Raw genomic sequence first — 13,584 nt, forward strand, 5'->3', positions numbered from 1 at the left:
TAAGCCCCACTCGCGCGGATGGTACTGCCGGGGCCACCCGGTGGGAGAGTACGGCGCCGCCGGCCTACGTATCAAGCCCCCCGATGCTCAGCGATGAGCGTCGGGGGGCTTCTGTTCGTGGAACAGCCTCACACAGAGCACGCAGAGGGAACTGCAAGCCACGGAGAATACCTTTTGCTGTTCTCTCTGTGGCTCCATGTCTCTGTGTGAGGCCAAAGCAGAAGGCCCGAAGCCGGGGAGGCTTCGGGCCTTCAAAGGGGGGGTGGCAGCGCCGAGGGCGTGGGGCGGGTGGGTCGTGCGGCGGGACTGCGGGTGGGTGCTGCGGGTGCGTTTTGAGTCGAACTGGTCCTGCGGTCGCTGGCCCCCTTCTGCGCGTCGTCTCCGACGTTCGGCTACCCTATTGGCAATCGGGGGGCCATTCTGGGGCGGTCTGGTAAGCTGTTGCAGTGTGCCGAGTTGTGGTTTCTTGGCTGATGCGGGGTGCGGGATTATTGGGACTGCGCGCGGACAAGTGGGACATCCGCTCCACACTCGCGGTGGGGCAGGGTGCTCCTGCATGTGGAGCGGGATGCGTGATGCAGTGTACAAGCGCATCGGGAGCGTTGCGCGCCGGCATCGAGACGAGGATGTGATGTCCAGGAAGTACGGGATCAAAGAGGTGTTCGGTACGCTCCAGGGCGAGGGGGCGCAGGCGGGGACCCCAGCGGTCTTTCTGCGCTTCGCGGGGTGCAACCTGGGCTACGAGGTGTGTCCCTTCTGCGACACGGACTGGCTGCGGCCCAGCGTCGTGACCGATCTGGAGGGTACGCTCGAGCTCGTGCGCCAGGAGGCGGAGAAGTCGTTTGGGGGCGAGCGCGCCGGGCTGCTCCTGGTCGCCACGGGCGGGGAGCCGAGCCTGCAGCTCGACCGGCCGCTCTCCGATGCGCTGCGCGCGCGCGGGTACCGGATCGCGATGGAGTCCAACGGGTCGCGCGAGGTGGACCGTTCGCTCGTGGACTGGCTCACCATCTCACCGAAGCAGGAGGAGTTCGCGCAGAAGGAGGGGAGCGAGCTGAAGCTGCTCTTCACCGGCAATTCCATCCCCGGGATCACGCCGGACGTGGCGGCGGTGCGCCGGATGGTGGAGGGGACGCGGTTCGAGCAGTATTTCCTCCAGCCCATCGACGTCGCCGAGGCGGGGGGGCCGAACTACGCGGAGGCGATCCGCGCGGTGATGGAGCTGGGGCCGCCGTGGAGGCTCTCGGTGCAGACCCACAAGGTGGTGGGGATTCCTTGACCCACTCGTGGCGCTGACGGTGCGCGCCTTCTACACCGACGAATTCGTGCTCCCGCTTCCAGAGGGGCACCGCTTCCCCATGATCAAGTACGCCCGCGTCCGCGAGCGCTGCCTGGCGGAGGGGATCCTGCGCGAGCCGGATCTGGAGGTGCCGCCCGCCGCCGCGTGGGATGAGCTCATGCTGGTGCACGATCGCGACTACGTGGAGCGCGTGCGCGAGGGGCGGCTGGAATATCTGGAGCAGCGGCGGATCGGATTCCCCTGGAGCGACGGGATGGTGGAGCGATCACGCCGGTCGGCCGGGGCGACGATCTGCGCGGGGAGGGTGGCGCTTGGGGAGGCGGAGGCGGGTGGGTGGGGCGTGGCCGTGAACCTGGCCGGCGGCACCCATCACGCCTACCCGGACCACGGCGAGGGCTTCTGCGTCTTCAACGACGCGGCGGTCGCCATCCGCGTGTTGCAGCGTGACCGGGCCATCCGGCGCGCCGCGGTGATCGACTGCGACGTGCACCAGGGGAACGGGACCGCGGCCGTGTTCGCGTCCGATCCCTCCGCCTTCACCTTTTCCATCCACGGCGCGCGGAACTTCCCCTTTCGCAAGGAGCGCAGCTCGCTGGACGTGGAGCTTCCCGACGGCGCGGGGGACGACGCCTTCCTGGCCGCGCTGGAGCTGCACGTGCCGCGGGTGCTCGCCGAGTTCGGGCTGGAGCTGGTGATCTACCTGGCCGGCGCCGATCCCTTCCACCAGGACCGCTTCGGCCGCCTGGCGATGACCAAGGATGGGCTGGCGGAGCGAGACCGGCTGGTGCTGGGCGCGTGCCGCGACGCGGGCGTCCCCGTGGCGGTCGCAATGGCGGGCGGGTACGCGCGCGACACGGAGGACACCGTCGACATCCACGTGCGCACCATCCACACGGCGGCGGCGATGCACGCGGAGCAGTCGGTCAGCGCTGAAGCTGGTACAGCTTGACGGATTGCCCGTCGCAGGGCTGCCCCACGACCTGCGTCAGCCCCTGCGCGGTGCGCTGCAGTACGGGGGTGAACGCTTCGGATGCGCCGGTGCCGGTGAGCTTGAGGTTCAGGTAGACCCGGCCATCGAAGGTGGTGCTGTAGCTCCCGGCGGCGCTGACGGTGAGCACTTCTCTCGTCGGCGGGCGAGTGGTGCGCTGGTAGTACTCGACGTTGCGGATCGCGCCGACGGTGATCCGCTCCTCTTCGATGCGGAGGGAACTGCACGGCTCCGGTGCGGGGAGCGGCGCGCCGTCGATGCTGACCAGGGCGTACGTCCCCGGTTCGAGCGGAGTCCCCTCCTCTGTGACGACGGTGTCGCACGCGGCGGCGAGCAGGAGGGCGGGGAGGATTAGCCAGCGGATGATCTTCATCGGTGCGCGTCTGTCGTGGTGGGAGCGGGATGGAAGCCGCGTGAGAACGCATCAGCGGCGCCGGGCGTGACGCTGGATCGTTTCGCCCGGAGCCGGGGTAAGCATACGTTCCAGACCGTCCCGCATCTCCGTCAGCGATTCCCTCGCATGTCCGCGAACACCGTCCTGCTCGTCGAAGACAATCCCGACAACCGCGACATCTACGGCACCTTTCTCCGGCACTACGGCTTCACGGTCGTGGAGGCGGGGGATGGGGAGGAAGGGGTGCGCCTGGCGCGCGAGTTTCTCCCGGGCGTGGTGCTGATGGACGTGGGTCTGCCGCTGCTGGACGGGCTGGAGGCCACGCGGCGCCTGAAGGCGGACCCCGCGACCGCGGACATCCCCGTCATCGCGCTGACGGCGCACGCGATGGAGAGCGACCGCCAGGCCGCTTTCGACGCCGGGTGCGACGCCTACCTGGCGAAGCCGGCGGAGCCCAGCCGCGTGCTGGAGATGGTGCGCTCGCTGATGCCGGTGGGGGCGGGCGGCGCGTAGGCGATTCTCCCCGCCGCGGGCGCGGGAGATGCGGATCGCGCCGGCTGAGTCTGCCTGACAGCGCGAGATGCGGCTCGGGGACAGGATTACACGTTTGGGTTGTCGGCGGCGGGGGATGCCGCTATCTTGAGGGCTCGCAAGAGCTTCTGACGTGTCGTGCACTGCCGGGCGGATCGCCGCCCGTTCCTGGATTGCCCTTCATCCTTTGGCCCGGAGGTTCCAATGCCGTTTGGACTCGGCTTTGGCGAGACGGTGATCATCTTCGCGGTGTTCCTTCTGCTCTTCGGGGCGAAGCGCCTCCCCGAGCTCGCGAGCGGGATGGGGAAGGGGATTCGCGATTTCAAGCGCGCGCTGAACGGGCTGGACGAGAACTCCATCCAGGCCAACGCGGACCAGAACTACCTCCAGTCCACGCCGGTCGCGCCGCAGGTGCCTGCCGCGACGCCGGCGGCCGCGGCTCCGGTCGCGGCGGCGGAGACCGAGAAGGTCGCGCAGTAAGGATGGCGGATGGTGGAGAGCGGGGCTCCCGGTGATGCCGGGGGCCCCGCTTTGTTTTTGGTGCGGCGCGGGAGGGGGGCTGGGTTCGGCGCATGATCGGGCACGGGCAGCCACGTGGGGCGGCCCCTACGGGATCGGTGCGCGGGGCAGGGGTTGAGGCGGGGCAGAGGGCGGGCGCGATGAATCGCGCCCCTACGATGGCGTCGAACAACAGAGGCGCGGAGATTTCTCTCCGCGCCTCTGGTGTGGGGTCAGGACTTGGGGGCTGCGCCGGCGGGGGCGGGGTCGGGGAGCTCACGGGGGGTGAGGCCGCCCAGCTTGCCGCGGTCCAGGTTCGCGGCCTGGCTGCGGGGGTACGAGACCGTGCGCGCGTCGCCGTCCGAGATGTAGCGGTTCGTCGGGTCCTTTTCCCAGCGCGAGAGCTGCGCTTCCAGGGCGCCGGGGGCCACGATGAAGCGGTCCACCGAGTGCGGGTCCCAGCGGCGGTCCCAGGGCGCGACGCTGGGGCCGCCGGATACCTCCAGCACCACCTTGTTCTCGTAGCGCTTGCCGTTGCGGTACGTGCCCGCCCAGGCGGTGGGCTTGTTCTTCGGCCACATCCCCAGGGGGAGGGCAAACGTCACGATGTCGTAGTTGGCGGGGAGGTACGCCCTGATGCTGTCCTCACCGATCCCGATCCAGTCCATCGCCTGCTGGTTGTCCTTGGCCTTGTCCAGCCGCGCGTGGAAGAGGGTGTGGTTGCAGATCTCGTGGCCGTTCGCCACGAACCACTCCATCTTCTTGCGAATGTTGGCCTCGCGCTGCTCACGCGGAGTGGCGCGGTCCGGCGTCTCGCCGAAGAAGTTGGAGGGGTGCGACGCCGCGGGGAGGATGCACCACACGCCGCCGCCGCTCCACGCCGGGTTCCGCTGCTTGAAGTCGGCCCACGAGCCGACCATCGTGTTCGGATCGATGGAGCCGTCCGGGCGGAAGTAGAACTGGCCGCGGGTGGCGTCGTCGAAGGTGAAGACGACGGGGGTGGTGCCCGCGGGAATGTCGATGTTGCGGTCGATCACCTGCCGCATGGTCACCGGACGGTAGCCGCGCTCGTACAGCGACTGCAGGTCCTTGCGGAAGTTCGCCAGCGTGCGGACGAACTCGCCCTCGGGGGAGCCGGTGCGGTGGTACTCCAGCACCATGATGCGCCCCATCTCGTTGGGCGGAAGGTTGGCCACCGGCCCGGTGGGCCCCTTGGGCGCCGGGGGCGCGCTCTGTGCCTGGCCCTCCGCCGCGGGTGCCGCGCCCGTGGTGTCGCCGGGGAGGTCCTTCCCCTCTCCGCCCTTCTCGGAGCTTCCCTCGCCGCCGCAGGCGGCGAGCACCGCCCCCAGCGCCAGCGCCACTGCGGCGCGCCTGATCGTGTACAGCTCGTTGGGCATGGTCTTGGTCCGTCCTGCGTGTCCGTGCGTGCCCGCCGCGGTCGCGGGGGGCGCGGGCGGGGGGTGCAAGGTCCGTGCAAGGGGGAAGGGAAGTGCTAAGTGCTAAGTGCTAAGTGCTAAGTGCTAAGTGCTAAGTGCCAAGTGCCAGGTGCTGGGTGCGCTGTTGAGGACTTAGCACTTAGGACTCAGGACTCCCGCTCTCGTCGGCCGCCGCCGCGCCATCGTCCGGGCGCGCTGCTTCGTGGAGGCGGGGCAGGAGCTTGTCCGCTAGATGAGCCATCACGCGCTGGTAGACGCTGCGGGCGCGGTCGTCGGGGAGGTCCAGGCGGTCGGCGTAGAGGGAGACGGCGCGGGATGGGTCCGCTACGTCGCCCAGGATGTCGACGAAGCCAAGGGCGTGGCGCATGTGCATGTTCGCCACGACTTCCTCCGAGCGGGCGGCGGCGAGCTCCATCCAGAGCTGCTCCTCGCCGCTGCGCTTGCGCTGGCGGCGGATGTAGCGGAGCGCGCCGAGAGGGGTGGCGTAGCGCCAGTCGAATCCCCAGCCGCGATGCCCCTCGCGCGCCAGGTCGTCGCGCACGTCCGCGTCGTCCAGCAGGTTGACGGCGTGCGTGCCCACCACTTCCGCGTCCTCGCCGTCCAGGCCCATGATCTCGATGTAGCGCGCGATCGCCTCGTCGAAGGGCATCCGCGGCGCCAGCACGGTCACCAGGTCGTGGGCGAGGCGGGCGTGCGTGTCCACCAGGTCTTCGCGGGCCAGCGCTTCGGCGCGGTCCAGGCGGCGCTGTATCTCCGGCGGTACGCCCTGAAGCCAGCGGGTGACGGGCGAGGCCATGCGGTCTCTCTCTCGGGGGATCGGCGTTTGCTGCGGGGAGGGCGCGCCATTACCATTGGGCGCGCACCAAAGATGCGCGTTTCAATCCTGGCAAACAACCGCCCGCGCGGTTCGCAACGATCGGGGGTCCTCAAAGATGGCGCTTTCGCGCAGCTCGTCGTGGAAGGAGCACCGCCTGGCCAACCGGCTGGAGTGCGGGGGCAGCGAGTACAGTGTGGACCTGGTGGCGCGCAAAGCCACCGGCGTGGAGGGGTGGAAGATCACCGTCGTCTTTCTGCCGCGCGATTCCGGCGACGAGATCAAGGTGGAGCTCCCCAACGCCGCCTCCACGGCCGAGGTGCGGCGGCTGGTGACGGAGATGGAGGGGAACGAGGCGCGGCTGAAGGAGATGTGCGGGGGGACCGTGGGGAATGGGTGATGGGGAATGGGGAATGGGAGGGAATCCTGGTCAGCCGATTCCCGATTCCCCACTCCCCATTCCCCCGCTGTACCTCGTCGATGGCGAGACGGTCCGTACCCTGCCTGACCTGATCGCTCCCGGGGTGCGGCTGCTGTTCGTGGGGTTCAACCCGAGCGTGAGGGCGGCGCGGCTGGGGCACTACTACGCGGGGCGCAACAACCGCTTCTGGGACCTGCTGGCGGCTTCGGGTCTCACGCCGCGGCGCTTCCACTTCCAGGAGGACCGGCTCCTGCTGGGGCTGGGGATCGGGGTGACGGACCTGGTGAAGCGGCCCACCCGGAGCGCGGCCGAGGTCACGGCGGCGGAGTACCGCGAGGGGGTGCGGAGGCTGCGCGGGATCGTGGCGGAGCTGGGGCCGCGCGTGGTGTGCTACAACGGCAAGGGCGTGTACCTGCTGGCTTCGGGACTCGCCTCCGCGCCGTGGGGGGCGCAGGCGACGCAGGTGGCGGCGGGGGTGACCGACTTCGTGGTGCCGAGCCCCAGCGGGCTGGCCCGCATCCCCTTCGCCGAGAAGGCGCGCTGGTTCACCGGGCTCAAGACTCTGATGGAAGGGATGCAAGGATGAGCGAGACGACGATGCGCGTGATCGCCGAGCCGCCGATGCGGCGGTTCCAGGAGGCGGCCGGCGCCCTCTTTACCGACGTGGCGGGGCGCTCCGTGGCTCAGAGCTACGGCGACACCTTGGCCGAGTACCATGCCGTGCGCGACGGCGTGGGGGTGGCCGAGCGCAGCGACCGCGCGCGCATCCGCATGTGGGGGAAGGACCCCGCCAAGATGCTCCACGGCCTCATCACCAACGACCTGCTGGCAGCGCCGGCCGGGCAGGGGGTGTACGCCGCGATGCTGACGCCCAAGGGCCGCACGCTGGCCGAGCTGCGCGCCTTCCGCCGCTCCATTGAGGAGGTGCTGGTGGAGCTTCCGCGCGAGGCGCTGGCCGGCACGTACGAGCACCTCCTCAAGTTCGTTCCCCCCATGTTCGCCCGCTGGGCCGACGTCTCCGACGAGATCGAGCAGCTGGGCGTGTACGGTCCGCGGTCGGGCGCGCTGCTGGAGCGGGTGCTGGGCGCGGGGCCGGGGGAGATGGCGGAGGACGCATTCCGCGAGCTGACCTTTGGCGAGGCGCCCGTGATGGTGGCGATGACGCGCTACGTGGGGAGCGAGATCGGCTTCGACCTGTTCGCAGCGCCCACCGTCGTGCCCCACCTGTGGACGGCGCTGCTGGAGCAGGGGGCGGAGCTGGGCGCGCGGCCGGTGGGGCTGGCCGCCATCGATGCGCTGCGCATGGAGGCCGGGCGCCCGCGCTACGGCGCAGAGCTCTCCGAAGAGGTGATCCCCACCGAGGTCTTCGAGGAGACGGGGATGATGGAGCGCGCCATCTCCTTCTCCAAGGGGTGCTACACGGGGCAGGAGGTGATCGTGCGCATCGCCCACCGCGGCCACGTCAACCGCCACCTGCGCGGCTTCCGCCTGGGCGACGGCCCCGCGCCGGCCACGGGGACGCCCCTCTTCCACCCCGAAACGGGCAAGGAGGTGGGACGGCTGACCAGCGTCGCCTTCCTCCCGATGCTGGGGGAGACCGGGGCGCTGGGGTTCGCGCGCCGCGAGGTGGAGCCGGGGATGGAGTTGCGGGTCGGCTCGCCCGACGGCCCGCCCGCAAAGGTGGTGAAGCTCCCCTTCCAGCGCGGGCTGGACGATGGTCTCGTCGTCGTCGAGTAGGCAGGCGCTGAAGGAGTGGGCCTCGGTGGAGCGCGCCCTGGCCGCCGGGCGCGTCTCGCTGCTGGTGCGCAAAGGCGGGATCAGCGAGCGGCGCGGCGGCTTCGACGTGGAGCACCGCGCCTTCTGGATCTTCCCCACCGCCTTCCACCAGAACGCGGAGGAGCTGGCCCCCGCCTTCCGCGACCTGCTCGATCACTCGGAGCCCGCCTCGCGCGACGAGGTTCGCCTGCGCGTCTTCGCCGAAGTCGCCGACGCCTTCCGCGTGGAGAGCCTGGAGGTGATGTCGCGCCTCGCCGGCCTTCACCCCATGGCGCCGGAGACGGTGCGGTCGCGCTTCGAGTACAAGGGGCGGCCGTACCTGCACGTGATCCTGGTGCGCGCGTACGTGCTCCCCGAGCCCATCGTGATCCCCAACACGATCGGCTACGAGGGTTGCGTGAGCTGGGTGGCGCTCGACGAGGAGATCTCGACGGCGGGGACGGTGCCGGTGGTGGGGGATGCGGAGTTCGAGGCGTTGCGGGCGGAGGTGCGGGGGCGGGTGGGGTAGGCCCTCACCCCCGCTCGTTCCTCGCTGCCCCCTCTCCCGATAACAGGAGAGGGCTGCGCCCTCGCCGTTATCGAGAGAGGGGGCGGAGCCGGCGCCTCGCGCCCGTGTCACGGGCTGCGCCGCCGCCCGTCCCCGCGCACCAATGTCCGGAGGGGCAGACCTGCGTGTCTGCCCGCCCTTGCCCCCCCCTCGAACCCCCCTTCGCACCCAAACCCGTAGGGGCCGCCCCGCGTGGTTGCCCATGCCTTCCCCCGCGACGCACCCCGCCGCTCGGCGCGAATGCCTGCAAACGCCCCTCCCCCAGGTAGTTATTGGGGGAGGGGCAGCGAGGTGACGAGCGGGGAGGGGGCCCGCCCCGCCTACACGCGCCGGTAGTGCGCGGTCATGAACAGGGTCCACTCGCCGTTCGCGAGGAGGTAGCTGGAGGTGAGGACGCGGTGGTCAGGGCCGCGGATCTCCACGGTGTCGCGGTAGTCGGTCATGGCGCCGTCCTCGACGCTGGGGCCCCGGGTCGAGAGCACCAGGGCGTTCCCCGACTCGTCGAGCTCGCCCTCGTAGATCCACTGGTTGGTCATCATCGAGCCGATGAAGCTGCCCACGAAGCGCCCCTTCGCCGGGTCGTAGCCCAGCGTCATCAGCGTCACTCCGCTCCCCATCTCGCCCTCGCACAGCAGCCAGGCGCCGCCGAGCGAGCGGACGGTTTCGCGGGACTTGTGCGTCTGGGTAGGGCCGCCGGGGGTCAGCGCGGCCTCCATCTCGCAACTCCACTCGCCCACCATCTGCTCCAGCCACTGGTGTTCCTTCGTCAGCTCCACATGCATGGCCGCGTCTGACATGCTCGTGCCTCTCCGCTCGGTGGGTAGATGCCGGGTCCTTGCCCCGGCCTATGGTAGCGTCGAACGGGGGGCGGGGGAATCGACATGATATCAGGCGGGCTTGATGCGGCGGTAGCGCGCCTTGAGGAGCTGCGTGATGCCGTAGCCGATCAGGCCCAGCGCGACCAGCCCGAGCACCCAGGCGCCGTACGCGGTGTCGTGCAGGGCATCAAGGGCGCCACCCAGGCCGCGGGTCTCGCTGGCGTTGCTGTGGCGGGCGGCCTGCAGGAGGAAGAAGCCCAGCACCAGGAACACCACGCCGCGCGCCGCCAGCCCGGCCCGGGCCGCGCGGATCGCCCACGTGCGCGCGCCCGGGCTGAGCGGCGACAGGTCCAGCTGCTTGTCGAGCTTCGCCTTGTACGCCTGCACCAGCTGGGCGACGCCGTACGCCGCGATGCCGAGCGCGGCGGCGCCGACCAGAAAGCGTCCGCCGGGCGCCTCCATCACCTTCGCCGTCCACGACGCGGCACCGCTGTTCCCGCCGCTGCTTGCCGACGACGAGCCCATCGCCATGCGCACGGCGGTGAGGGCGAGCCCCACGTGGATGACGCCGCTGATGGCGAAGAGGGCGCGCTTGCCGGCGCTGTCGTGCTCGGGGTTGAGCCCGGCCTCCACGAAGCGCCACAGGGAGTAGCCCAGCAGCCCCACCGCCACCAGGCCGAGCATGAACTTGCCGCCGGGCCGCTGCAGGATCTCGCCGAAGACGCCCTGCTGGTCCGTGACGCCGCGCTCCCCGCGCGCGGCCTGCGCGGCGATGATCCCCACGATCACGTAGACGACGCCCCGCGCGGCGTACCCCATCCGCGCCAGCCGCTCCACCCAGGGTCCCGCCTCGCGCGCCGCGCCCCGCGCCGCCGCCCCCGCCTGCCCCGCCACTCCGTCGATCCGCGCCATTCCGTTCTCCCGTCGCCGTGAGGGTGGGACTGCATGGTTGGATCGCAGAGCAAGAATGGTGACGCGTCGGGGGAAGTGCTGGGTGCTGAACGGAAGTGCGTGAGTGCGTGAGTGCGTTAGTGCGTGAGTGCGCTTTACTCAGCACTGGGCAGCACCCCCTGTCTGTCATCCTGAGAGAGCCGCCTGCTCGACCTTACGCACGGCACGCGGGACTCTTGCGGCGACCGAAGGATCTAGCCGGCGAGGCAAGAGGACGGCGGGTGACGAGTCCCTCGGCACGCGCAGCAGATCCTTCGCTCCGCGCCCTGGCTTGGAGTACGGGCGAGGGCGGAGAAGCGCGTCGCTCAGGATGACAGGGGAAAGGGGTGGCCGCGCGCCCCGCTCTTTACCCACGGAGCATTCGCCCGGGCGCCCTGGCTTTGCACTTCCGTGCCTTCCCCCGTACTTTGGGCGCGTTTCCCGGAGACCGAATCCGGGCGCGGGGCTCCGCGGGACGGGGCGCCGCCCACCATCCGAGATCCAGAGGTGCACTTTGGCGGATACGAGCTTCGACATCGTGGTCATCGGCGCCGGCCCCGGCGGGTACGTCGCCGCCATCAAGGCCGCGCAGCTGGGCTACAAGACGGCGTGCGTGGAGGAAGACGCGCTCGGCGGCATCTGCCTCAACTGGGGGTGCATCCCCACCAAGGCGCTGCTGGAGAGCGCGGCCATGATCACGCACCTGGGGCACGCCAAGGAGTTCGGCGTCACCGTCGGCGAGATCAAGACCGACCTCGCCCAGGCCGTCAAGCGCTCGCGCCAGGTGAGCGAGCGGCTGGTGAAGGGGATCGGCTTCCTCTTCAAGAAGAACAAGATCACCCACCTCCCCGGCCGCGGGCGCCTCGCCGGCGGGGGGAAGGTGGAGGTGACGGCCAAGGACGGCGCCAAGTCCACCGTCTCGGCCAAGCACATCATCATCGCCACCGGCTCCAAGCCGCGCGACCTGCCGTTCCTGCGCATCGACCACGACCGCGTGTGGGACTCCACCGACGCCATGATCCCGCAGTCGCCGCCCAAGACGCTGGCGGTGATCGGCGCGGGGGCCATCGGGATGGAGTTCGCGGACGTGCACAGCGCCTTCGGCACGCAGATCACCATCATCGAGGCCGCCGAGCGCGTGCTGCCGCTGGAGGACGAGGACGTCTCCGCCGTGGTGGAGAAGGCGTACCGCAAGCGCGGGATGACGATCCTGACGGGCGCCAAGCTGGAGAAGGCCGACGTGGGCAAGGACGGCGTGACGCTCACGGTGAAGACGGCCAAGGGCGAGACGCAGACGATCCAGGCGGAGCGCGTCCTTTCCGCCATCGGCCGCGTGCCGCTGACGGAGGACATCGGGCTGGAGACGGCGGGGGTGAAGCTGACGGACCGCGGCTTCATCGAGGTGGACCGGCAGCTGCGCACCAGCGTGGAGGGGATCTACGCGATCGGCGACGTGGCGGGGCCGCCGCTGCTTGCACACAAGGGCTCGCACGAGGGCGTGGCGTGCGTGGAGGCGATCCACGGCGACAAGCACGCGGGGATCGACTACTCGAACATCCCCAACTGCACCTACTGCCACCCCGAGGTCGCTTCCGTGGGCCTCACCGAGGCGCAGGCGCGCGAGGCGGGGCACGACGTGGAGATCGGCTCCTTCCCGTGGAGCGCCAACGGCCGCGCGCTCACGGCCGGCGACTCGGAAGGCTTCGTCAAGGTGATCCGCGACAAGAAGTACGGCGAGATCCTGGGCGCGCACCTGGTGGGCCCGCACGCCACGGAGCTGATCGCCGAGTTCGTGGTCGGGCGGCACCTGGAGGCCACCATGGAGGAGATGGACCGCGCGATGCACCCGCACCCCACGCTCTCCGAGGCGGTGGCGGAGGCGGCGCTGGCGTCCATGGGGCACGCGCTGCACATCTGAGGCGGCGGCAGCTAACCCGTCCGCGACGACATGGAACGAAGGTCGGGATCGCACAAAAGTCGCGGTCTCGGCCTTTCGATCCTAGACAACTCACGTAAACTGGTCCAATTGAACTCGCAGCAGTCACACAGTTGAAAACTCGTTGTTTGGCAACCGCTTTCAGGAGATTCACGTGGCGGAGTTAGGACGCCCATTCGAACTGGAGGTCCGCGGACGATTGGAGATCGAGCTTCAATCCGGGTTGCTTGGGATAGCTCCGTCCGCAGGAAAGGTGTTTCATCGTAAAGGATACTATTCGGCTGCCCGAGACGCCGATATCGTAACGGACGTTTCGTTGGAGGTGTACCGGCCAGGGAGCACGGAGCCATTCCTCATCTGGATCTGGGAGTGCAAAGACTATGGTCATCGCGTCCCGGTGGACGATGTAGAAGAGTTCCAAAAGAAGATGGAACAGATCGGTCCCAGCCGAACAAAGGGGACGGTTGTGGCTCGGTCAGGCTTTCAGAAAGGTGCAATCAACGTAGCACGATCTTGGGGGATAGGCTTGGTGCGACTAAGCCCAGACGGCACGCTGATGCGGTTGTTGGAGTCGGCTGCCTGGGATCCGGCGGCAGACGTTGAGGAAGGATTGACTACGCTCGGACCTCCAGGGTCCCTTTGCTATGCGGTCACAGGCTCCGGGTTTGCTGTGCACGACTTCAGCAGGTACGTAAGGGAGGAGTTTGAGAACATCTAGCAGCCAATCGATTGAGGCCGATGCACCCAGGTTACGCGTACCCCGAGAGAAGGCTTTTCCACAGCGACAGTGACGGCTGGTCGCTCCCACCCGGAGCCTCAGAGCGTGTCCAGGGTCGTTACGACCCGATGCACTTCGTTCTTCGGCTCCATCCGGACGTTCATTCGATTCTAGAGGAAGGTGAAAGTGGGTCTTACTTGCACGGGGAGATTACCTCTGACCGTATAGCCGCATTTGCCACATATCTGCACGAAACCATTCATTGGTGGCAACATGTTGGTTCGACACTCGGGCTTGTGCTTAGCTTATCATATCCTGCACAGACCCATACGAATTATCAACTACTCCGCTCTTTGTTGTCAGAGATCGGACCAGTAAAGTCACTGCGCCGATTCGACCAAGCCAACAGGAAGCCTGCGCCCGATGTGCAAGCGAATCTCAACCGTGTGCTCAACAACTGGCATGACTTAGAGCACTGCT

At 69.0% G+C, this 13,584-nt stretch carries 15 protein-coding genes; 10 read left to right on the forward strand and 5 right to left on the reverse strand.

From position 1 onward, the window contains the following. Positions 1 to 631 precede the first annotated feature (631 nt). Both VF584_01530 and VF584_01535 read left to right on the forward strand, forming a co-directional pair. Positions 632 to 1,276 (forward strand): hypothetical protein, encoded by a 645-nt coding sequence (locus VF584_01530; protein ID HEX8208838.1) that lies wholly within the window; start codon positions 632 to 634, stop codon positions 1,274 to 1,276. A 7-nt stretch (positions 1,277 to 1,283) separates the two neighbouring features. Further along, positions 1,284 to 2,246 (forward strand): histone deacetylase, encoded by a 963-nt coding sequence (locus VF584_01535; GenBank protein ID HEX8208839.1) that lies wholly within the window; start codon positions 1,284 to 1,286, stop codon positions 2,244 to 2,246. Here the strand turns inward: VF584_01535 and VF584_01540 are convergent. Next, positions 2,221 to 2,658: a hypothetical protein gene (locus VF584_01540; GenBank protein HEX8208840.1), complete on the reverse strand. Its 438-nt coding sequence runs from the start codon at positions 2,656 to 2,658 to the stop codon at positions 2,221 to 2,223. The two genes, VF584_01535 and VF584_01540, sit on opposite strands and share 26 nt — an antisense overlap. A gap of 147 nt (positions 2,659 to 2,805) precedes the next feature. Between VF584_01540 and VF584_01545 the strand changes: the two genes are divergently transcribed. Together VF584_01545 and VF584_01550 are read left to right on the forward strand one after the other, a co-directional pair. Beyond that, positions 2,806 to 3,192 carry a response regulator gene (locus VF584_01545; protein ID HEX8208841.1) on the forward strand — a complete coding sequence of 129 codons (387 nt, stop codon included), beginning with the start codon at positions 2,806 to 2,808 and terminating at the stop codon, positions 3,190 to 3,192. A 222-nt stretch (positions 3,193 to 3,414) separates the two neighbouring features. Next, positions 3,415 to 3,690 carry a twin-arginine translocase TatA/TatE family subunit gene (locus VF584_01550; GenBank protein ID HEX8208842.1) on the forward strand — a complete coding sequence of 92 codons (276 nt, stop codon included), beginning with the start codon at positions 3,415 to 3,417 and terminating at the stop codon, positions 3,688 to 3,690. 251 nt (positions 3,691 to 3,941) lie between these two features. Here VF584_01550 and VF584_01555 read toward each other — a convergent pair whose 3' ends face one another. Together VF584_01555 and VF584_01560 are read right to left on the reverse strand one after the other, a co-directional pair. After that, positions 3,942 to 5,105 (reverse strand): hypothetical protein, encoded by a 1,164-nt coding sequence (locus tag VF584_01555; GenBank protein HEX8208843.1) that lies wholly within the window; start codon positions 5,103 to 5,105, stop codon positions 3,942 to 3,944. Between the two features lie 178 nt (positions 5,106 to 5,283). Next, complete coding sequence (locus tag VF584_01560; GenBank protein ID HEX8208844.1) at positions 5,284 to 5,940, reverse strand: hypothetical protein; 657 nt, start codon at positions 5,938 to 5,940, stop codon at positions 5,284 to 5,286. A 136-nt stretch (positions 5,941 to 6,076) separates the two neighbouring features. On the opposite strand from VF584_01560, the gene VF584_01565 reads away from it, so the two are divergent. From VF584_01565 to VF584_01580, 4 genes are read left to right on the forward strand one after another with little or no spacing between them, the layout of a single operon-like run. Beyond that, positions 6,077 to 6,358 (forward strand): hypothetical protein, encoded by a 282-nt coding sequence (locus VF584_01565; protein ID HEX8208845.1) that lies wholly within the window; start codon positions 6,077 to 6,079, stop codon positions 6,356 to 6,358. Between the two features lie 13 nt (positions 6,359 to 6,371). Beyond that, the gene (locus VF584_01570; protein HEX8208846.1) at positions 6,372 to 6,965 is read left to right on the forward strand and encodes a mismatch-specific DNA-glycosylase; all 594 of its coding nucleotides are present in this window, start codon (positions 6,372 to 6,374) and stop codon (positions 6,963 to 6,965) included. Continuing rightward, positions 6,962 to 8,116, forward strand: coding sequence for a glycine cleavage T C-terminal barrel domain-containing protein (locus VF584_01575; protein HEX8208847.1), 1,155 nt, complete (start codon positions 6,962 to 6,964; stop codon positions 8,114 to 8,116). The genes VF584_01570 and VF584_01575 overlap by 4 nt, the downstream gene beginning before the upstream one ends. Continuing rightward, a complete protein-coding gene (locus VF584_01580; GenBank protein HEX8208848.1) occupies positions 8,094 to 8,663 on the forward strand; it encodes a DUF1802 family protein in 570 nt (189 codons plus the stop codon). The genes VF584_01575 and VF584_01580 overlap by 23 nt, the downstream gene beginning before the upstream one ends. A 359-nt stretch (positions 8,664 to 9,022) precedes the next feature. On the opposite strand, the gene VF584_01585 is transcribed toward VF584_01580, so the two are convergent. Together VF584_01585 and VF584_01590 are read right to left on the reverse strand one after the other, a co-directional pair. Next, positions 9,023 to 9,499 (reverse strand): DUF1579 domain-containing protein, encoded by a 477-nt coding sequence (locus VF584_01585; protein HEX8208849.1) that lies wholly within the window; start codon positions 9,497 to 9,499, stop codon positions 9,023 to 9,025. A 90-nt stretch (positions 9,500 to 9,589) separates the two neighbouring features. Continuing rightward, entirely contained in the window at positions 9,590 to 10,432 is an 843-nt protein-coding gene (locus VF584_01590) for a DUF1206 domain-containing protein (GenBank protein ID HEX8208850.1), read from the reverse strand. A 532-nt stretch (positions 10,433 to 10,964) separates the two neighbouring features. Here VF584_01590 and lpdA point away from each other — a divergent pair. Beyond that, positions 10,965 to 12,368 (forward strand): dihydrolipoyl dehydrogenase, encoded by a 1,404-nt coding sequence (lpdA, locus tag VF584_01595; GenBank protein HEX8208851.1) that lies wholly within the window; start codon positions 10,965 to 10,967, stop codon positions 12,366 to 12,368. Between the two features lie 217 nt (positions 12,369 to 12,585). Beyond that, entirely contained in the window at positions 12,586 to 13,104 is a 519-nt protein-coding gene (locus tag VF584_01600; GenBank protein ID HEX8208852.1) for a restriction endonuclease, read from the forward strand. The last annotated feature ends 480 nt before the right edge of the window (positions 13,105 to 13,584 follow it).

Source organism: Longimicrobium sp., from assembly GCA_036389135.1.
Lineage (GTDB): Bacteria > Gemmatimonadota > Gemmatimonadetes > Longimicrobiales > Longimicrobiaceae > Longimicrobium.